Consider the following 20152-nt stretch of genomic DNA (forward strand, 5'->3'; position numbering starts at 1 on the left):
AGTCCCCCATGGCCGCGACACGGCACGGCGGCGTCCCGGAACTGAGCTGCTACACCACCAGCCTCGTCGCCTACCTGGACCGGGAGGCGCCGGGCGCCGCCCGGCGCCTGGCCCACGCGGTACGGCTTGCGGTGCGGACCGACCTGCCCGGCGGCCGCCTCGCCTTCACCCACCACCGGCGGATCGACCGGACCGGGGACGGCCGGGAGCTCGGCTACCGCGGCGCTGCCCGGTGGCGGACGGCGCGTGCGGAGCTGGCCCGCGAGCTGGCCGCCCGAGGAGCCGTCCTGGCCGTCGGAAACACCCGTTTCCTGCCCTGGTCGCCACAGTACGGCCGGGCCGACGTGTCCCACTGGGTGCTGCTGGAGGACCACCGGGAGGACCGCTGGCTGCTGACGGACCACTTCGACGCCCTGCTCCCGCAGGGCCGGCACCGGCCGTACCGCGGCCGGCTGACCGACGCGGAGCTGCGCGCCGCGCTCAACCCGCCGGCCGGGATCCGGCCCGAGGGGGAGCTGCGCGACGCGTACGCGCTCGGTGTGCCCGTCCCGGTGCCGCCCGCCACCCGCTACCGGTGGCTGGTGCGGCAGGACCGCGCCCCCGCGGCGCCGCTGCCGGGCAGCTGGCTGGACGAGCCGTGCGAGGTCCTGGCGTTCCTGGCGGACCGGCTGACGGACACGTCCGCGCTGGCCGCGCACACCGACGACCTGTGGGCCGCCGCCCGGCACCAGCGGCACCGCATCGCCGTCCTGACCGGAGTCGGCCTGCTGCCGGCGGCGGCCGGGCGGGCGGCGTCGGCGAGCTGGGCGGAGCTGCCGCGGGCGTTGCGGTTCGCCGCCATGTCGGCGGAGCGCGGTCGGGCCAGGCCGGAGGTGGTGGACCGGGCACTCCACGAGGTGGGCGAGGCGATGTCCCGGCTGCCCTCGCGCCCCGGTGCGAGGACAGCCGCGACCACGCACGACGGGAGGGGCCCCGGTGAACACTGACGAGCGCGGCGCGGCCCCGCCGCACCCCGCCGGCGAGCGCATGCACGAGTTCCTGCTGGCCGCGGCGGCCCTCGCGCCCGGCAACCCGGCGGTCGTCGAGTACGCCGGGCGCGGCGACGTCCGCACGGTCACCTACCGGCAGCTGGCGGAACGCGCCGACGAGTACGCCGGGGCCTTGGCGGAGGCGGGCGTCGGGGTCGGCGACTGCGTGCTCCTGGAGTCGGACACCTCCTCGTCGGCCATCGCGATGCTGGCGGCCTGCTCCTCGCTGGGCGCCGTCTTCGTGCCCGTCAGCCCCGAGACGCCCGCACCGCGGCTGCGGTGGATCGCGCGGACCACGGAGCCGGTGCTGTTCCTGCGGACGCACGACACGGGGCCGGAGCGGATCCCGCCGGAGGCGTCCGGCACCGGACGGTTCGGCCCGTACGGCGTGGAGCTGGACCGGGCGCCGGCACCGCGCGAGGACCGCGGTTGGCGCCGGGGGGTCGAGACCGATCCCGCCTACGTCATCTTCACCTCCGGCACCACCGGCCGGCCCAAGGGCGTGGTGATGAGCCACCGCGCGGTCGTGTCGTTCTACCGCGGCATGGCGGCGTGCGGCATCGTCGGCGGCTCCGACCGGGTCGCCACGACCTCCCCGCTGCAGTTCGACTTCTCCCTGCTGGACATCGGCCTCGCGCTGGGCAGCGGAGCGGCCGTCGTACCGGTGCCGCGCACCCTGCTGCGCTGGCCCCGGCGCTTCGCGGCCGTGCTGCGGGAGACCGGCGCGACCCAGGTCAACGGCGTGCCCTCGATCTGGCGCCAGACACTCCGGAGGGAGCCGGAGCTGCTGAGCGGCCTGGACCGGGTGCGCGGCGTGCTGTTCTGCGGGGAGGAGTTCCCGTCGCACGAGCTGCGGAGGCTGCAGGAGCTCCTCCCCGGCGCCCGGATGATCAACTGCTACGGGAGCACGGAATCGATGGCGGCCTCGTTCGCAGAGGTCCCCCGCCCGCTGCCGGAGGACCTGGAGAGGCTGTCGATCGGTACGGCGCACGCCGGGGCGGAACTGATGATCGTCGACGGGGACGGACGCCCCGTCGACGAGCCCGGGGTGCCCGGCGAGCTCCTCCTGCGCGGCCCCACCCTGTTCACCGGCTACTGGAACGATCCGCGGGCCACCGAGGCGGCCCTGGTGCCCGACCCCGTGAACCCGCGTACCGGGCAGCGGGTGCTGCGCACCGGAGACCTCGCCCACCGGGACGAGCACGGGCGGTTCTACTTCCGCGGACGCGCCGACTCCCAGGTCCAGATCCGCGGCAACCGGGTGGAGCTCGGTGAGATCGAGCACCGGCTCAGGGACTTCCCCGGTGTGGCCGGCGCCGCCGCGGTCGTGGTGGAGGAGCCGGACACCGACCCCCTACTGGCCGCCTTCGTCCTTCCGGAACCGGGAGAGCGGGGTCCCGACAGCACGGAGGTGATCGCCTTCTGCCGGACGGTGCTGCCGGAGTACATGGTTCCTCAGCGGCTCCGAGTGGTCAGCGAGCTGCCCATCACCGAGAACGGGAAGGTCGACCGCGGAGAACTGGCGGCGCGGTGCCGCGGCGGACGGCCGACGACGGAAAGGTAGACAACGAATGATGCTCGAACGACACATACCGCTGGACGGCCACGAGACCCCCTATCTGTACGGCGTGGACTGCGGCATCGCCCTGGCCGAGGCGCTGGCGGCGAGGACCGGTTCCGCGGACTCCGTCCTCCTGGTCGCCGACCGCAAGGTGGCCGCGCACACGGCACCGCTCGCCCGGCAGCTGTCGCACCATGTCAAGGTCGAGACGTTCGGGATCGACGCGTCCGAGACGAACAAGACGATGTCCCTGGTCCAGGGCATCGCCGAGAGCGCGATCAGCCGGGGCGTCAACCGCAGTTCCCTCGTCATCGGCATGGGCGGGGGAATGGTGGGCAACGTCGCCGGGCTCACCGCGGCGCTGCTGTTCCGCGGGACCGGACTGATCCACCTGCCGACCACACCGGTGGCGGCCTTCGACTCGGTGGTGTCGGTCAAACAGGCCGTCAACCTGCGCGGTGGCAAGAACCTGTGCGGCACCTACTACGCCCCCTCGCTCATCGCCTGCGATCTGCGCTGGCTGTCGACGGTCCCTCACGAGGAACTGTTCACCGGGCTGTCGGAGATGGCCAAGAACGTGCTGGCGGTCCTGCCCGGAGAGGAGGAGACGCTGCGCGGCGCGCTGTCCGCGCTCCCCGGGGAGCGGATCGGTCCGCTGCTCCAGCTCTTCGACATAGGCGTCACCGCCAAGGAGCCCTTTCTGCGCCAGGACCCCAGGGAGCGCCGGGAGGCCCTGATATTCGAGTACGGCCACACCGTCGGCCACGCGCTGGAGTTCATCTCCGGCGGGTCCATGAAGCACGGCGAGGCGGTCGCGTGGGGAATGCTGGTGGCCGCCGAGGTCAGCCACAGCCTGGGGATACTCGGCGGCGAGGATCTGCGCAGCCATTACCGGATCGTCGACTGGCTGCGGCTGCCCGACCCGCGCACCAGGCTCGGCCGCTTCGACCGGGCGGAGCTGCGCGCGAAGCTGGCCACCGACAACAAGCGGGGCTACATACCCTGCGGTCGCGACGAGGTGGCGATGGTGCTCCTGGAGTCGCTCGGTGGCCCGCTGACCGGGGAGAGCGGATATCCGCTGGTTCCCGTCCCGCAGGAGACGGTGATGGCGGCCCTGGAGACCGTGACCGGACACAGCTGGACGGAACGCGGCGGAACGATCGGTGAGAAGGAGGACGCGCGGTGGAAGACGTCGAACTTGTTGTGAGGACCGTGCTCGCGGATGTGCTCGGCAACGGGGTCGATGCCGCCGACATCCACCGGGACAGGGACATGGAGGACTACGGCCTCGACTCGCTCAAGGGGGTTTCCCTGCTGCTCGGCATCGAGGACGCCCTGGGCGTGGAGCTGCGGCCCGAACTGCTGGAGACGCGGCCGTGCACCGTGCGGACGGTCTGCGAGCACCTGCAGTCCCTGCCCAGCCGCGGTACCTGACCCCGCCGGGCCGACCCGGCGGGCGGCTGTGCCCCGCGTATGACACGGGTGTATGCCCCGCGTATGAGAGCTGTATGGCGGCCTGTGAGGTTTGTCCGTGGACGCGGGACGCGGCAGGTGCCCCGCACGTGATGTCGCGTGCCATCCGTGGCACGGGGGAGGTGCACCGTGGACACGCCCCAGCTCGAAGCGTTCCTCGCCGTCGTCGACATCGGAAGCTTCACCAGGGCCGCGGCCAGACTGGGGCTGTCCCAGCCCACGGTGACCAACCGCATCAAGGCGCTGGAGCAGGCGCTGGGCACCGTGCTGCTGAAGCGGCTGCCCGGTGGGGTCACCCCCACACCCGCCGGCGGGGAACTGCTTCCCTACGCCCGCGAGATCGTCTCGCTCACCAACCGGGCCCGCTGCCTGGTCGAGTCGGGAGGGCAACTGCGCGGACGGGTCGACGTGGGCACCCCCGAGAGCCTGGCCAACCACCGGCTGCTGCCCCTGATCGAGTACGTGTACCTGCGCTACCCCGGGATCGAGATCTCGATGCGCTCCCCGGCGGACGGGGACGTGGTCGCCCAGGTGCGCGCCGGCCGGTTCGACTGCGCGTTCTTCGTGGACCGCCTCCGCGGTCCCGAGGACGCGGAGGCCGACGTGGAGATGGGGGTCCTGTGTCCCGAGCCGCTCGTCCTCGTCGCCGGCCGCGACCACCCGCTCGCGGACCGCACCATGGTCACCGACGAGGACCTGCGCGGTGCGACGCTCGTCCGCTCGGACAACGGCGCCGGGTGCCACCTCGGCCTTGAGAGGCTCCTGGCCTCTTCCCGGGGCAGGGAGCCGGAGAGGCTGAGGGTCTTCGAACTGGACTCGGCCGACGCCGCCAGGCGGAGCGTCGCCAACGGCATCGGCGTGGCCCTGGTGCCACGGGTCGCCGTCGAGGCCGAACTCGCCAGCGGTGAGCTGCGCCAGGTCGACTGGTCGCCGCCGTTCGAGACGTTCACCCAGGTCGCCCGGCGCCGGAACACCCTGCCCAACCCGGCGCTCGACGCCTTGGTGGAGGCGGCGGCCCAGGTGGTGGAGGAGCAGCTGGCGGACTGTCTCCCCGCCCTGCCCGGGACCGGCGCGGACGCGTCTGGCACGGTCGGAACCCACTCTTCCCGGCCGTGTCGGCCGACCGCCGGCCACCACGGCTCCCGGCCGTGCGCCGGGGGCCGTACGCCCCCGGCGCACGCAGCCGCCCCGTAGCACGCGCGGTGGGCGGGCCGGTGAAGCACCGGGGGAGCCCCGCGCCACATGTACGGAGTACGTACGGCCCCTGTATCGGGGCGGGAGAGCCTCGGGGGAACACGCGGAGGGGCCGGCCACCGGCTCGTACCGCACATCAGGAGGACCCGACGGGAGGAGGACTCATGGTCATGACACGGCTCCGGACGGCTCGCCTCGCCATCGACGGCGGAGCACCGGTGCGCGATCCGCACACGCCGTGGCCGACCTGGCCGCAGCCGGCCGACGGCGCGGTGGAGGAACTGACAGCCGTACTGCACAGCGGCAGGTGGGCCATCAGCAGCCCCCGTCGCGGAGAGCTGGCCGAGCGCCGGTTCGCGGCGATGTTCGCCGAGTACACCGGCACACGGCACTGCGTACCCACCGACCACGGATCCAGCGCCCTGGTGATCGCGCTGGAGTCGCTCGGCCTTCCCCACGGGGAGCACGTGATCGTGCCCGCCCTTACCTGGACCGCGACCGCCACGGCGGTGTTCCGGGCCGGACTGGTGCCGGTGCTCGCCGACGTCGACCCGTGGACCGGCTGCCTGCATCCGGACACCCTGGACCCCGATGTGGACGCACGCGCGCTCATCGCCGTCCACTGGGCCTGCGTGATGGCCGACGTACCGGCGCTCTCGGCGGCCGTCGCGCCCCGGGGGGTCACCGTCGTCGAGGACGCCGCACAGGCGCACGGCGCGCGGTGGCAGGGCCGGCCCGCGGGCTCCCTGGGGAGGCTGGGCTGCTTCAGCATGCAGCACAGCAAGGTCCTCACCTCGGGGGAGGGCGGCGCCGTGGTCACCGACGACGACACCCTGGCGCCCGTACTGGAGGAACTGCGCGCGGACTCCCGGCGCTACGGCCCGCACCGGCGCGAGAGGGTTCTCGAACTGGTGGAGACGGCCTCGATGATGGGGTCGAACTTCTGCCTGGGGGAGTTCGCCGCAGCCCTGCTGTGCGCCCAGCTCGGCCTGCTGGACCGCCAGCACGCCGTCCGGAACCGCAACTACGAGCGGTTGTCCGGACTGCTGGCCGGGATACCGGGCGTACGGCTCCTGCGCCGCCCGCCGGCCCAGGACCGGCTCTCCATGTACGAGGTGCCGATCGTCTTCGACCCGCTGCCGCCGACCGCGGACAACACCTGGGTGGCCCACGCGCTCAGCGCGGAGCTCGGCACCCGCGTCTACACTCCGCGCACGCCGCTGCCGCGCAGCCCGCTGCTGCGCCCGTGGACCAAACCGGCCATAGCGCCGTTGTCGGAGCGGTTCACCGAGGTCCACCGCGGCCGCACCTACCCCGGGGCCGAGTACCTGGCCGGCCACGCCGTCCTGCTGCACCACAGCGCCTTCCTGGGGGAGGGGCAGGACATGGAGGACATCGCGAACGCCGTGGCCAAGGTCGCGGCGGGACCCCGGCCGTGCGGCGCGCGCACACACCGCACGGCGAACACGGACGGTACGGACCGCGAGGCCTTCGTGGCCCCCGAGGCGGAGACGGACGGACATGACTGACACGACGACGGACACCGCGGACGCCGCGGGCACCCCCCGCGGACAGACCCGCAGGGGCATATCCGTGGTGGTTCCGGTGAAGGGCAGGGTCGAGCTCATGGGCAGGCTGCTGGAGAGTCTCGCCACAGCGGTCTCCCGCTGCACCGAACCGGCCGAGGTCATCGTGGTGGACGACTCGCCGCGGCCCGAGGCGGACCGCCACCGGGAGAACTGCCGCCGCCACGGGGCCAGGTATGTCGAGGGACCGGCGCACGTCGGTACCAAGCGCAACTTCGGCACCCGGCTCGCCCAGTACGACCTCGTGTGCTTCGTCGACTCCGACTGCCGGGCGGACCCCGAACTCCTCGACCGGCACGTCAAGGCGCTGCGCGACGCCCCGCCGCAGGTGGCCGCCATCGCGGGACCGGGCATCCTGGCAGAGGGGGACACCGCGGTGTTCCGCGTCATGCGGCGGTCGTGGCTGCTCAACGGCCACCACGAGGACCCCGTCCGGTACGAACGGCTCACCAGCGGCGCGACCTGCAACCTCGCCGTGCGGCGCGAGGTGTTCGAGAAGGTCGGCGGCTTCCCGGAGGACTCCCCCCACCCGACCGGCGGCGAGGACATCGAGCTGGGCCTCCGGCTGACCGCCGGCGGCTACGTCACCGCCTGCGAGGCCGGGGCCGTGGTGCTGCACGACAGCGTCGGCACCGACGCCCTGGGGGCTGTCTGCAGGCGGCTGCTGAGCTACGGGCTCTCCGAGCAGTGGCTGAGCGTGACCCATCCGGAGCGGCGGCGCTTCATGCTCAACAAGATCAGTGTGGTTGCCGCCGCCTCCCTGGCCGCCCTCGCCGCACGGCGTCGCTCCCGCGGGCGCAGCCTGCTCGCCGTGCCCGCGGTGGCGGGCCTCCTGGTCGCCCGCCAGGTCGGGCCGCTGCTGGGAGAAGACCGGACGCCGCGCGCGCTGGCCGACTCCGTCGCCTGCGCCCTCCTGGAGTGGCTCTTCGACGCCGGAGCGGTGGCCGGGGCCGTCAGGTACCGCAGTCCCGCCCTGCTCTTCGGTGGTTTCGAGTGGCCCGACGACAGCGCCTACCTGCGGAGCGAGGAGAAGTGACACACCACGCAGCGACACACCACGCAGCGACACACCGGACGGCGTACACGCGGCCGGGCCGCGCCGAGGAGCGGCTGCCGCTGGCACCCGGCCAGGAGACGTTGTGGGAGCTGATGAGGGGACTGGCCCCGCACGACCCCGGCGCCGCGCTGATGCCGGTGGTGGACTTCCGCCGGCTGGACGGCGAGGTGGATCCGGCGGTCCTGGAACAGGCTCTGCGGGACGTGACGCTCCGCCACCATGTCCTCCGTACGGTGTTCGAGACCACCGGTGACGAGCCGCTGCTGAGCGTCCGCCCGGACACGGAGCCCTCCTTCGCCCTCGTGGACCTCTCCGGGCTGCCCGCCCGGGAACGGGACCGGCGGCTCGCCGGCCTGGTGCACGGCGAGCAGTTCGCCGCCTTCGACCTGCGCTCCGGCCCGCTGTGGCGGGTGCGCCTGGTGCGCACGGCGCCGCGCGAGCACCTTCTGACGGTCGGCTTCTTCCATGTCGTCTCCGACGGCTGGGCCTGCCGGGTGTTCGTGGAGGACCTGCTGCGCGCCTACCGGGTGCGGCTCGGGCGGGCCACCCCGCAGGAGCCGCTGGACGTCTCGTTCCGGGATGTCGCCTCCTGGCAGCGTGCCGCCCTCCCCGAGGACGGCACGCGCGACGACTACTGGCGGCGGCACCTCCTGCCGCTCCCGCCCGAACCGGTCTTCCCCGCGCTCGGCACCCCGCGCGGTCCGGACCTGACCGCCGAGGTCGCCCATCGGTTCACCTTCGACGACGGGAGTGTCCGGGCGATGCGGACGGTGGCCTGGCGCGCCAGGAGCACGGCGTTCCTGTCCCTGATGGCCGCCTACCACGTGCTGATGTGCCGCCTCACCGGGCAGAGCCGGCTGATCGGCGGCACCACCACGCTGGGCCGTGCCACTCCCGCCTCCCGGCAGGTGATCGGCCAGTTCACCAACAACGTCTACCTGGAACTGCGGGCCGACCCCGGCGACTGCTTCCTGGACGTGATCCGGGCGGTGCACACGACGATGGCGGAGGCCGTCGCCCACAACAGTTCGTTCAACCGCGTCGCGCGTGCGGTGCGCCCGGACTTCGACGCGCACCGGCCGTGGCCGTTCGTCTGGCTGTTCCACTACTGGTTCCAGTCGGCCGCGCCCGCCGCGCCCGTCCTGGAGTACCCGGAGCTGAGCGTCCGGCAGGTGTCGCCCCGGGGGGAGGAAGCCCTGGGGGACGGCCCGCCGCTGCTGGCGCTGGGGGACGTCGCGGAGGAGCTGCTGCCGGTGTGGGCCCAGCGCGGTGTGCCGGGGATCATCCTCGACGACGACCGCCGGGGCGGGGTGATGGTCTACAACCGCGACCTGTACGACGGCGCGCTGGTCGCGGATGTCGTGGCGGAGTACCGGTCGGTGGTCTCGGCGCTCCTCGCCGCCCCGGACCGACCGGTCCGGGAGGTGCTCCCCGCCCGGCGTCCCGTCCTTCCGGCCCCGGCCGGGGAGTGAGGACCGGTGCTCCCGGCCGCCGCGGACCTCAGCCTGACGGTCCGGCCCGGCGGGAACCTGCGGGCCGTGGACCACGCCGGCGGAGTGCACCTGGCCGTGGCCCGCGCCGCCGCGCTCGTCCGGGTGCCCCCCCTCCCGGCCGACCGCCGCGCCGCCGGGCACCTGCCCGCCTGGCGCGCCGAGCGGTACCTGGCCGCCCGCGCCCTGCTGCGGAGCCTGCTGGCGGATGCGGTGGGCGCGGACACGGCGAGGGAGCCGCTGGCCGCCCGCCCGGGCGGGCGGCCGTACCTGCCCGGCAGCCCCGGCACGGCCGTCAGCCTGTCGGGATCCGAGGGGTGGGTCGCCGCGGCGGTGCTCCACGCTCCCGGGGATGCGCGCGCCGTCGTCGGCGTCGACGTCCAGTCGCCCTACCGGCCCAGCGCCGGGCTGGTGCGGCGGTGCTGCCGGGGGGAGGCACCCGGACTGCTGGCGGCACTGCCGGAATCCGTCCGGGCCCGTGAGTTCGCCTGGATCTGGACGGTTCAGGAGGCGTGCGTCAAAGCGGAGGGCACCGGGCTGGCCGGCCGTCCATGGACGGTGCCGGTCGCCCCGGGCGCACGCCACGGACAGTGGCGGGGGCTGTGCTGGCGGTCGTTGCGGGCCGTCTCACCCGTGCCGCTCTCCTACGCCCGTGGCCCTGCCGATCTCGTGTCCGCCGCCGACCGCACGGCGCCTCACCGTTCCACCTCAGACGCGAAGGGAGACCTCCCATGACCCGGGTCCTCGCCCCGGACGGCACGCTGTACACCTGGTTCCGCCGTACCGCACGGCACCTCCCCGGCGCACCGGCCCTGGAGACCGCCGGCCACACGATGACCTACGAGGAGCTGCACCGGCTCGCGGAACGGACGGCCACCGCCCTGGTCCGGGCCGTGGGCGGCTGTCCGGCGTCCGTCGGGCTGCTCGCCTCCCGGAGCCCGGTCGCGTACGCCGGCTATCTGGCCGCCCTGCGGCTGGGGGCGGCGGTCGTGCCGCTCAACCCCGCTTTCCCCGCCGCGCGGAACACCGTCGTCGCGCGGGCCGCGGCGGTGGAGGCGGTGGTGTCGGACGACGCGGGCGCGCCGTACGCGCAGGACGTGGCCGACGCCGCCGGGGCCGCCGCCGTCCGGCCGGCGGACACCGGTCCCGGCGGCCCGCTCGCCGGACTGCCGGCGGATCCCTGGAGCGAGCCCTACCGCGGGCGGCCGGAGGACATCGCCTACATCCTGTTCACCTCGGGCTCGACCGGTGAGCCCAAGGGCGTCCCCATCCGGCACCGCAACCTCGGCGGCTATCTGGCCTCCCGGGCCGAACGCTACCGGGTCGGCCCCGGAAGCCGGCTCTCCCAGACCTTCGACCTGACCTTTGATCCCTCGGTCTTCGACATGTTCACCGCCTGGACCGCGGGGGCCGCACTGGTGGTGCCCCGGCGGGAGGAGATCCTGCGTCCGGCGGAGTTCGTCACCTCCCGCCGTATCACCCACTGGTTCTCCGTCCCCTCGGTGATCTCCCTCGCCCGCCGGCTGCGCGCCCTCCCTCCGGCAGGCATGCCCGGCCTGCGCCACAGCCTGTTCGCCGGGGAACAGCTCACCCTCGACCAGGCAGCCGCCTGGGCACAGGCGGCCCCCGGCAGCACCGTGGAGAACCTGTACGGGCCCACGGAACTGACCGTCACCTGCACCGGATACCGGCTGCCGGCCGTCCCCCGGGACTGGCCGTGCACCTCCAACGGCACCGTGCCGATCGGCCGCCCGCACCCCGGTCTGGAGGCCGTCCTGCTCACTGCGGAGGGGACCGGGGGCACCGAGGGCGAGCTGTGCGTTCGCGGCCCGCAGCGCTTCGACGGCTACCTCGACCCCCGGCACAACAGCGGAGCCTTCGTGCGGCTGGCCGCGGGCCGCGCCACCGCTGTGACGGACGCGCCCGGCCCGGAGTGTCACTACCGCACCGGGGACCGGGTGCGGTACGAGGACGGTGAGCTGACGCACCTCGGACGGCTCGACGACCAGGTGAAGATCCGCGGGCACCGGGTCGAGCCGGGCGAGATCGAGGCGGTGCTCCGCCGGCATCCGCGGGTGAGGGAGGCGGTCGTGCTGGCGGTCCCCGGCCGCGGCGGGACCGGGCTGCACGCGTTCTGCGTGGCCGACGGGGCGGAGGAGCCCGACCTGTCCGACTGGGTGGCCGCCGCGCTGCCGCCCTACATGGTCCCCGAGCGGTTCTCCTCCGTCACCGGCTTCCCGGTGAACGCGAACGGCAAGACGGACCGCCGCCTGCTGGCGCGGATGGCGTCCGGGACCTCCTGACCGGAGGACCGGGCGAGCGGGACACCCGTACCGCCCGCACCCCGCGAGAGAGGGCGCGGGCGGTACGGCGTGCCCGGGCCGCGGCCGGGCACGGTCTCACGGAGTGGAGACGCGGCCGGACAGCGCCACGGCGCCCAGTGCCGCGACCACGAGGGTGACCAGCGCGATCCGCAGGCTCAGCAGGCCCGCGACGGCACCGATGACGGGAGGTGCCAGCAGGAAGCCGGGCCACTGCCCGATGACGGTCACCGAAACGCCCTCCCCGGAGGAGAGGCCGGGCTGCTTGCCGGCGAGTCCGAAGACCGTGGGGGTCATGCAGGCGATGCCGGCACCGACGACGGCGAAGCCGGCCATCGCCGCGGCGGGGTGCGGCCAAGCCACGGTGATGCCCGCGCCGAGCGCGGCGGTCAGCGCGGACAGCCGCAGCAGGCGCCGGTGGCCCAGACGCAGGGCCAGCCGGTCGCCCAGGAGGCGGGCCGTGGCGACGGTGACGGTGAAACCGGTGTAGGTGGCCGCGGCCAGGGCGGCGCCGGCGCCGAGGGAGTCGGCGGCGTAGATGGCGCTCCACTGGCCTGCGGCGCCCTCGATGAAGGAGGAGAGGAAGGCGATGGAACCCAGCAGGACGAGCTGCGGGGTGAACCTGTTGCGCAGCCGCTTGCGCAGGGGGGTCCGGTCGCGGGTGCGGGTGACCTCGTCGGGCAGCGACCTGCCGGCCACCGCCAGCAGGGTGCCCAGGAGCACGCTGGTGGCGGCCAGCTGGAGATTGGGCGGGACGCCGAGGGCGGCGGCCAGCGTGCCCAGCAGACCGCCGCCGAGCAGGCCGAAACTGAAGCAGGCGTGGAAGGTGGACAGCAGCGGCCGGTCGTACCGGCGTTCGACCTCGATGGCCTGGGCGTTCATGGGGGTGGAGAGCAGACTCGCGGCGAAACCCCAGGTCAGCAGGCCGACAACGAGCGCGACGGTGGTCGATGAGCCGGCCAGCAGAGGCGCGTTGAGCAGGATCAGGGCGGCGCCCACCAGGCTGAGCAGGCGGATGCTGACCCGTCCGATGAGGAGGGTCACCACCACGAGGGCCACCAGGTCGCCGGCGGTGGACGCGGTGTTGGCCACGCCCCAGGCGGCGTCACCCAGGCCGACCGTGCGCTTGATCTCGGGGATGCGCGCGGACCAGCCGCCCATGGTCGACCCCATGATGACGAAGACCAGGGAGACGGCCAGCCGGGCCCGCACCGCCCCCCGGGAGGGGGATGACGCGGTGGCGCCGTCCCCCTCCCGCGTGCCGGGCGGGCTCACCAAGACTGCCTCCCGGAGTCGGCACCGGCCCGGTCGGCCGGGCGGCTGCGGCTCACGGGGCGGTTCATGACAGCGCCGTGGTGGGAAGGGCGCTGGTCTCCCGGCCCTCCGGAGACGCGCGCATAGGCGCGGCACAACCTCGGCATCCGGTGGCCTCCCCGGGGGGACGCCTCCGCCAGGGGAACGAGGAAGTGGTGCCGGACCAGCTCCTCCAGAACGCGGTCGGCGACCGGCTCCGACAGGGCGAGCCGGTCACGGAGCGTGCGGAGGGTGACCGTCGGAGGGCCGTCGGCGGCCAGCCGCCGGAAGACCGAGCGCGTCACCGGGTCGAGCGTGCGGTAGCTCTGCGCGATCCGTGGGGAGACGGACAGGTCGCCCAGCGTCAGTTCGTCCAGTCGGCCCGGCTCGTTCTCCAGTCGCCGTGCCATGGCCGCCAGCGGGGAGGTGGGCTGGGCCGCCAGCCTGCCTCCGGCAATCCGCAGCGCCAGGGGCAGCCGCTCGCACGCCTCGGCGATCCTGGCGGCCGCGCCGGGCTCGGCCTCCACCCTGGCCCGGCCGACCAGGGCGGCCAGCAACTGCAAGGACTGGCCGTTGCTCAAGGGGGACAGGCACAGCCGCCGGTCGACATCGAGGTCGACCAGCGGGGGGCGGCTGGTGACCAGAACGGCGCAGCGTCCGGCGCCGGGGATGAGCGGACGTACCTGCGCGGCGTCGGCCACGTCGTCCAGCACGACGAGTATGCGCCGTCCGGCGATCATCGCCCGGTACAGCGCCTCCCGTTGGTAGTCACCGGACGGGATGGCCTGCTGCGGCACGCCCAGGGCGCCGAGCAGTTCCACCATCACCTCGCCGGTCCGGCGCGGTGTGCCGGTCATCGCGCCGAAGGTGGCGAAGAGCTGGGCGTCGGGAAACAGCTGGCGCATCCCGTAGGCCGCGGCCACCGCGGTGGCCGTCTTGCCCACGCCGACCGGGCCGGAGACGGCGACGACGGCCACGCTGGCCTGGTCGTCGACGGAGGCGCTCTGCCGCTCGCCCAGGCGGCGCAGTTCGTCCAGCACGTCCTCGCGTCCGACCAGCGTCGGCAGCCGGGGCGGCAGGTCGCAGGAGGCCCGGACGGGCTGTGCCGGGGGGAGAGGCGTGTCCGGGACGGCGCCGGGGGCGGCGCGGTGCGGCGGAGCCGGAGGCGCGGAGTCCAGGGACCGGCCCTCGAGGACGGCGGAGTGGAGCCGCCTCAGCTCCGCTCCGGGCTCGACGGCGATCTCGTCCACCAGGACCCGGCGGGCCTGCTGGTAGGCCGCCAGCGCCTCGGCGGTCCGCCCGGCACTGCCCAGCGCCGTCATGAGCTGGGCCCAGGTGTGTTCGCACAGGGGGCGCCGGGCGGCCGTCTCGCGGAGCATGGGGATCACCTGCTCGTGCCGTCCGAGGGCCAGCTGGGCATCGATCCAGGCCGAGGTGGCGGACCAGTGCTCCTCCTCCAGGCAGGCCAGCATCGCCGCGACCGACTGGCCGAACTCCAGCCCCTCCGCCGGCCGTCCCCGCCAGATCCGCACGGCGCGGCCGAAGCACTCGGCGGCGCCGTGGTGGTCGCCGTGCCGCATGACGCGGTGCCCGGCTGTGATGAGGGCGCGGAAGTTGAACAGGTCCAGCTCCCCGGCTCCCACGGTCAGCCGGTAGCCACCCGGATGACTGGTCAGCCGGTCCTCGGTGTCGTCGAAGAGCTGGAGCTGGCGCCGTAACTCATAGACATAGGTACGGATGTTCGCCAGTGCCGAGTTGGGCTGTCCGTCGGGCCACACCGCCTGGGTGAGGCTTTCCACGGGAACCACCCGACCGGCATGGAGAAGCAGAGTCGTGAGGAGCGCCCGGCGGCGGCTGCCCCGAATGGGCAGTAACTGGCCGGCCCCCCGTACTTCCAACGAACCTAGCACCCGGAATTCCATGGTTCTCCCTTGAAGAATCACCCATCTGGGGTCGAGGCGGCTGTGAGGGACGGAGACGGCGGGTGGGCCCTGTGGGCCTGTGGCGCGCCGCGTCCGCTGCGGACGGCGGATGGGAGCGGATGAGGGTCACGGAGCGAGTTCTCCGTATATCCGGGCAGAATCCGTTCAAACGGCCTTCTTCCCGCCCGGTGGGCGGGCCGGCGGGAATCCGGGAGTCGGACCCTCGGCGCCGGGCGCGGACGTGTATGGGCCGCGTAGCCCGCGTGTATCTCCCCGGGCCAGGCTTGGTGACCGGACCCGGAAGAACCGGCGGTCCGGGGTCCGCCTCCGGAGGGGCGGACCGATCTGTCCAGATAGGCGGTGGACCGAGGTCCCGCACCCGGAAGGGTTCCAGATGGCTGTCTCCATCAGTTCCTTCACCGAGGCCATGAGCAGGGTGCCCGCTCCGGTGACGGTCGCCACGACCGTCACACCGGACGGCCGCGCGTGGGGGTTCACCGCGAGCTCCTTCTGCTCACTGTCCCTGCGGCCGCCGCTGATCCTGCTCTGTCTGGCGAAGGAGGCGGAGTCACACCTCGCCTTCACCCGGGCCGGCTCCTTCCTGATCAACGTGCTGGCCGCGGAACACGCCCCGGTGGCCCTCCACTTCGCCCGGCGCAGCCACCGCAAAGTGGCCACCAGCGGTTTCGTCCCCTGCGAGAAGGGGCTTCCGGGGCTGCCGGAGGCGACCGCACGGGTCGCCTGCTCCACCCACAGCGTGGTGGCGGGCGGCGATCACAGCATCATCGTCGGCCTGGTCGAGAGCACGTACGTCAGCGACCGGATCCCCCTGTCCTACTGCGACCGGGCATTCGCCCGGCCGACCCCCCTCGGACCCGACGACGCCGGGCCCCGGAAGGAGCACGATGACCCTCACAGTCAAGGGACCGCGGACCTGGCTCGGCGAGACCGACTGCGATCTCGCTGACTTCCGCGCGCACGCCGGGCGGACCACCGTTCCGGCGGACTGCCCCACCGCAGCCGACATCGTGCGGAACGTCCCCCTGTACGACGCCGAGCACCTCTGCCGGCTGGCGGCCGATCCCCGGGGCAGGCGCGCGATCCAGGCGGAACTCGCCCGGGTCCTGCTGGACGGTCCGGGCATCGTGGTGTTCAAACGGGCCTACCCCGACCCCTCGGTCCTGGACCGGGCCGGCGCGGTGTTCGACGCGCTGATCGAGGAGGAGCGGGCGGCGGGTACGGCACGCGGCGACCACTACGCGAAGCCCGGCACCAACGACCGGGTGTGGAACGCGGTGGAGAAGCTGGCCGTACGCGCCCCGGAGGTCTTCACCGAGTACCACGCCGACGAGATGACCGCGCTCGTCTGCGAGGCCTGGCTCGGGCCCGGCTACCAGCTCACCTCCCAGGTCAACGTCGTCAACCCGGGGGCCCTGGCGCAGTGTGTCCACCGCGACTACCACTTCGGCTTCCTGACCGACGAGCACGCCGCGGCCTTCCCCGCCCACATGCACAGGGCGGCGCCCGTCCTGACCCTCCAGGGCGCGGTGGCGCACTGCGACATGCCCGTCGAGACCGGTCCGACGATGTACCTGCCGCACTCCCAGACCTACGAACCCGGTTATCTGGCCTGGCGGCGGCCCGAATTCCGTGCCTACTTCGAGGAGCACCACGTACAACTGCCGCTGGACAAGGGCGACGCCGTCTTCTTCAGCCCGGCTCTCTTCCACGCGGCCGGGCACAACAGCACCGCGGACGTGCGGCGCATGGCGAACCTGCTGCAGATCTCCTCGCCGTTCGGCCGCTCGATGGAGACCGTGGACCGCGAGCGGATGGTGAACGCCGTGTTCCCGGTGCTGCTACGGCGCAGGGCCGAGGGCGCTCCCGAGCGGTGGCTGCGGAACGTGGTGGCCGCCTGCGCCGAGGGGTACTCCTTCCCCACCAACCTGGATCTGGACGCCCCGGTCGGCGGGCTGGCCCCGCCCGCCCCGGCCGAACTGGTCTGGCGGGCCCTGGAGCGCGGGGCCTCTCCCGGGGAACTGCGCCGGGAACTGCGGGCCGCGGCCGAACGGCGGCTCAGCCGGGGGCAGGCGACGGACGCCGGGGGTGCCACGCCCTGAGACGGCCGCCCGGGCTCCGGGGCTCCGGGGACAGCCCTGCGCGCACTGTTCCCCGTCCCGGCCGGGCGGCCCGTCGACGAGTGCGCGCAGGTCCGTCTCGAAGGCGCCCCCGTCGATCCGCTCCCGGCTGGGCGGGGGTACGGGGGAGTGCCACGGGGCACGCCCTCAAGGGCTCGTCCGGTGTCCGCCACTCGGTAACCGGCGATGCCGGTTTGACGGGTGTGAATCTGGCTCTGTCCGGGGAACAGGCCGCCGTACGGCGGGTGGCCGAGGAGTTCGCCGACCGGGGTCTCCGCCTTCCCGGCTGCCCCGGAACCTCCCGGGGCACCGCCTCCGCCGCTAAGCGGCTGCTCAGCAATCGATGTATGGTGTTCGACCGGTCGACTGAGCGCGGGGAGGTGCGGATGACAGGGGACGCGGAGCCCGGGGCCGTGGACGAGTCCCCGGGCGGGGCGGCGGACGGCGGCCCGGACGACTCCTGGGCCGAGGTGGTTCCCGAGGCGGCCCGCCGGCTGCTGCTGGCGGCGGTGGAGGCGTTCGCCGAACGCGGCTTCCACGCCACCACGACCCGGGACATCGCCTCCCGCGCGGGGATGAGCCCGGCCGCGCTCTACATCCACTACCGCACCAAGGAGGAACTGCTCCACCAGATCAGCCGGATCGGCCACGAGCGCTCGGTCCGCGTCCTCACCGAGGCCGACGACAGCGCCACGGGAGCCCCGGAACGGCTCGCGGCGGCGGTGCGCGCCTTCGTGCGCTGGCACGCCGAGCGGCACACCACGGCCCGGGTGGTGCAGTACGAGCTGGGCGCGCTCGCCGGGGACCACTACACGGAGATCGTCGCCCTGCGGCGGCGCAGCGAGGAGATCCTGCGCGGCATCCTGGCCGACGGGGTGGCCACCGGGGAGTTCACGGTCGAGGACATCCGGGGTACGGCAGTGGCGGTGCTCTCGCTCTGTGTCGACGTGGCCCGCTGGTTCCGCACCGGCGGCCCCCGCACCCCCGAGGAGATCGGCGACCTCTACGCCGGCCTCGTGCTGCGTATGGTCGGCTCCCCGGCCGCCCCGGGGGGCGGGCCGGGGGTGGCCGGCCGCGGATAGTCACAAGTAGTAGCGGACGATGCTCTCCGCGGCGCACACCGGCTTTCCGCCGCCCTCGCGCTCGACCGTCACGCCCGCCGTGAGCTGGACGCAGTCCTCGGCCACCGCGGTGACCTCCGTGATCCGGGCGGTGGCGCGCACCCGTGAGCCGACCGGCACGGGGGCGGGGAAGCGGACCTTGTTGAGGCCGTAGTTGACGCCCATGCGCACCCCCTCCACCCGGAGCAGTTGCGGCACCAGCACCGGCAGCAGCGAGAGGGTCAGATAGCCGTGCGCGATGGTGGTGCCGAACGGTCCGGCGGCGGCCTTCTCCGGATCGACATGGATCCACTGGTGGTCGCCCGTCGCGTCCGCGAACAGGTCGATCCGCCGCTGGTCGATCTCCAGCCAGTCGCTGGTGCCCAGCTGCTCGCCGACCGCCGCCCGCAGTTCGCCGACCGACGTGAAAACCCGGGGCTTCGCCATCAGGGCTCGCCTCCCCAACCTCGTGACCGTGGCACCGTTCGCGACCAAGCGCTTGCTCAGCATGCTGGGGAGGGGACGGCACTGTCAACGGAAGGCACCTTCGGCCGGGGTCCGGGGACATCCGTACGGGGCGCGGCATGCGACGGCGGGTCCCCGGTGTCGCGCGGGAACCCGCCGTGCCGCCCCGTGACCGCTCCGTTCCGCCGGACCCCGCGCCCGTCCGCCGTCAGTGGCTGACGGCGATCCTCCCGACCGGGCGCCGCCCGGCCGCCTCGTGTGCGGCCCGCGCCGCCGCACAGCGCGCCTCGCGCGCCTCCGCCTCGCGGACCAGGCGGCGCAGCACCTCCGCCAGTGGCGCGGGCGGAGCGGCCTCGGGGTTCTTGACGGGCAGCAGCTGACGGCCTCCCCAGCTGCGGCGGTGCCAGTCGCCCGCTCCCGGCGGCTGCCGGATGCCGTCGTACTTCTGCCGCCTCCGCCGCAGGGCGAAGGCACGTTCGTATGCCAGCCACACCTCCCTGGCCTCCTCCAGCTCCTCCAGGGCGGCCACCAGCCGTTCCGGATCGGGACGGCGGTCGTCCGGAGAGATGCCCGCGCGGGCGCACAGGTGGTGCCAGGTGGCACGGTGCCCGTACGGCGCGAATCGCTCCAGACACTTGCGCAGTGCCTGACGGCGCTGGGAAGGATCTCTGTCAGGATCACGTACCTGTTCGGCAAGGGCATTGAAACCGGCCAACGCGTACCACCTCCGACGGAGTCACCGAGTCGTCATCGTTGGGACGTACCGGACCCTCTGTGGGATCCGTGTGCCCCGAAATCTTCCGATGCCACATACCGGCTGGTTAGTGTCTGTGGAGATCCGGTGGATCCCGGGCCGGCGTGGGCGGGGCGGGGTCCGGGAGGAGGCGCCATGACGAGTCCGGCGGACCGGCCGCGGGACACCGCCGGCCGGCCGGTCCCGGAGCGGCTGCTGGCCGCCGCCACCCGGCTGTTCGCCGACCGCGGCTACGACCGCACCTCCGTCCAGGAGATCGTCGAGGCGGCGGGCGTGACCAAGGGCGCCCTCTACCACTACTTCGGCTCCAAGGACGAGCTGCTCCACGAGATCTACGGCCGGGTGCTGCGCCTCCGGCAGGAGCGCCTGGATGCCTTCGCGGACGCCGACGCCCCCGTGGAGCGGCGGCTGCGCGACGCCGCCGCGGACGTCGCCCTCACCACCATCGAGAACCTCGACGACGCGGCGGTCTTCTTCTGCTCCATGCATCAGCTCGGGGAGGAGAAGCGGAAGTGGGTGCGGACCGAACGCCGCCGCTACCACGAGCGGTTCCGCGCCCTGGTCGAGGAGGGGCAGCGGGCGGGGGTGTTCAGCACGGCCGTCCCGGCGGACCTGGTGGTGGACCACCACTTCGGCTCCGTCCACCACCTCAGCGCCTGGTACCGGCCCGGTGGCCGCCTCGGTCCCCGGCAGGTCGCCGACCACCTGGCCGATCTGCTGCTGCGGGCCCTGCGGCCCTGAGCGCCCCGGGCCGGCCGGTACGGCGGAGG

Annotated in this window: 18 protein-coding genes; 14 read left to right on the forward strand and 4 right to left on the reverse strand. The window is 73.8% G+C overall.

Annotated features, from left to right (window positions below):
• The first annotated feature begins 8 nt into the window (after positions 1-8).
• The 10 genes from CUT44_RS24665 to CUT44_RS24710 all read left to right on the forward strand — a co-directional run bounded on the left by CUT44_RS24665 (position 9) and on the right by CUT44_RS24710 (position 11692).
• Positions 9-986 (forward strand): hypothetical protein, encoded by a 978-nt coding sequence (locus tag CUT44_RS24665; RefSeq protein ID WP_199185830.1) that lies wholly within the window; start codon positions 9-11, stop codon positions 984-986.
• Positions 976-2592: an amino acid adenylation domain-containing protein gene (locus tag CUT44_RS24670; RefSeq protein WP_233221638.1), complete on the forward strand. Its 1617-nt coding sequence runs from the start codon at positions 976-978 to the stop codon at positions 2590-2592. The genes CUT44_RS24665 and CUT44_RS24670 overlap by 11 nt, the downstream gene beginning before the upstream one ends.
• 7 nt (positions 2593-2599) lie before the next feature.
• Positions 2600-3796: a 3-dehydroquinate synthase family protein gene (locus tag CUT44_RS24675; RefSeq protein ID WP_100204141.1), complete on the forward strand. Its 1197-nt coding sequence runs from the start codon at positions 2600-2602 to the stop codon at positions 3794-3796.
• A complete protein-coding gene (locus CUT44_RS24680) occupies positions 3772-4023 on the forward strand; it encodes an acyl carrier protein (protein ID WP_100204142.1) in 252 nt (83 codons plus the stop codon). Before CUT44_RS24675 ends, CUT44_RS24680 begins: the two co-directional genes overlap by 25 nt.
• 168 nt (positions 4024-4191) lie before the next feature.
• Positions 4192-5256: a LysR family transcriptional regulator gene (locus CUT44_RS24685; protein WP_100204143.1), complete on the forward strand. Its 1065-nt coding sequence runs from the start codon at positions 4192-4194 to the stop codon at positions 5254-5256.
• Between the two features lie 170 nt (positions 5257-5426).
• Complete coding sequence (locus tag CUT44_RS24690; RefSeq protein ID WP_233221639.1) at positions 5427-6785, forward strand: DegT/DnrJ/EryC1/StrS family aminotransferase; 1359 nt, start codon at positions 5427-5429, stop codon at positions 6783-6785.
• The gene (locus CUT44_RS24695; RefSeq protein ID WP_100204145.1) at positions 6778-7878 is read left to right on the forward strand and encodes a glycosyltransferase family 2 protein; all 1101 of its coding nucleotides are present in this window, start codon (positions 6778-6780) and stop codon (positions 7876-7878) included. The genes CUT44_RS24690 and CUT44_RS24695 overlap by 8 nt, the downstream gene beginning before the upstream one ends.
• Positions 7875-9371 (forward strand): condensation domain-containing protein, encoded by a 1497-nt coding sequence (locus CUT44_RS24700; RefSeq protein ID WP_146252302.1) that lies wholly within the window; start codon positions 7875-7877, stop codon positions 9369-9371. The genes CUT44_RS24695 and CUT44_RS24700 overlap by 4 nt, the downstream gene beginning before the upstream one ends.
• Positions 9372-9377: 6 nt before the next feature.
• Positions 9378-10124: a 4'-phosphopantetheinyl transferase family protein gene (locus CUT44_RS24705; protein WP_233221640.1), complete on the forward strand. Its 747-nt coding sequence runs from the start codon at positions 9378-9380 to the stop codon at positions 10122-10124.
• Positions 10121-11692, forward strand: coding sequence for an amino acid adenylation domain-containing protein (locus CUT44_RS24710; RefSeq protein ID WP_100204147.1), 1572 nt, complete (start codon positions 10121-10123; stop codon positions 11690-11692). Before CUT44_RS24705 ends, CUT44_RS24710 begins: the two co-directional genes overlap by 4 nt.
• A 96-nt stretch (positions 11693-11788) precedes the next feature.
• On the opposite strand, the gene CUT44_RS24715 is transcribed toward CUT44_RS24710, so the two are convergent.
• Both CUT44_RS24715 and CUT44_RS24720 read right to left on the reverse strand, forming a co-directional pair.
• Positions 11789-12985, reverse strand: a complete 1197-nt coding sequence (locus CUT44_RS24715) for an MFS transporter (RefSeq protein ID WP_233221669.1) — start codon at positions 12983-12985, stop codon at positions 11789-11791.
• Complete coding sequence (locus CUT44_RS24720) at positions 12982-14925, reverse strand: AfsR/SARP family transcriptional regulator (RefSeq protein WP_100204148.1); 1944 nt, start codon at positions 14923-14925, stop codon at positions 12982-12984. Before CUT44_RS24720 ends, CUT44_RS24715 begins: the two co-directional genes overlap by 4 nt.
• Positions 14926-15319: 394 nt before the next feature.
• On the opposite strand from CUT44_RS24720, the gene CUT44_RS24725 reads away from it, so the two are divergent.
• The 3 genes from CUT44_RS24725 (at position 15320) to CUT44_RS24735 (ending at position 18145) form a co-directional block, all read left to right on the forward strand.
• Positions 15320-15892: a flavin reductase family protein gene (locus tag CUT44_RS24725; RefSeq protein WP_100204149.1), complete on the forward strand. Its 573-nt coding sequence runs from the start codon at positions 15320-15322 to the stop codon at positions 15890-15892.
• Positions 15831-17045, forward strand: coding sequence for a phytanoyl-CoA dioxygenase family protein (locus tag CUT44_RS24730; RefSeq protein WP_100204150.1), 1215 nt, complete (start codon positions 15831-15833; stop codon positions 17043-17045). The genes CUT44_RS24725 and CUT44_RS24730 overlap by 62 nt, the downstream gene beginning before the upstream one ends.
• A gap of 404 nt (positions 17046-17449) precedes the next feature.
• Positions 17450-18145, forward strand: coding sequence for a TetR/AcrR family transcriptional regulator (locus CUT44_RS24735; protein ID WP_100204151.1), 696 nt, complete (start codon positions 17450-17452; stop codon positions 18143-18145).
• Here the strand turns inward: CUT44_RS24735 and CUT44_RS24740 are convergent, their stop codons facing one another.
• Both CUT44_RS24740 and CUT44_RS24745 read right to left on the reverse strand, forming a co-directional pair.
• On the reverse strand, positions 18146-18610 hold the full coding sequence (locus tag CUT44_RS24740) for a MaoC family dehydratase (RefSeq protein ID WP_100204152.1): 465 nt from the start codon (positions 18608-18610) through the stop codon (positions 18146-18148).
• A gap of 226 nt (positions 18611-18836) precedes the next feature.
• On the reverse strand, positions 18837-19343 hold the full coding sequence (locus CUT44_RS24745) for a hypothetical protein (protein WP_233221642.1): 507 nt from the start codon (positions 19341-19343) through the stop codon (positions 18837-18839).
• 174 nt (positions 19344-19517) lie between these two features.
• Here CUT44_RS24745 and CUT44_RS24750 point away from each other — a divergent pair, with 174 nt between their 5' ends.
• The gene (locus tag CUT44_RS24750) at positions 19518-20123 is read left to right on the forward strand and encodes a TetR/AcrR family transcriptional regulator (protein WP_100204153.1); all 606 of its coding nucleotides are present in this window, start codon (positions 19518-19520) and stop codon (positions 20121-20123) included.
• Positions 20124-20152: the final 29 nt, after the last annotated feature.

The organism is Streptomyces carminius (assembly GCF_002794255.1).
Lineage (GTDB): Bacteria > Actinomycetota > Actinomycetes > Streptomycetales > Streptomycetaceae > Streptomyces > Streptomyces carminius.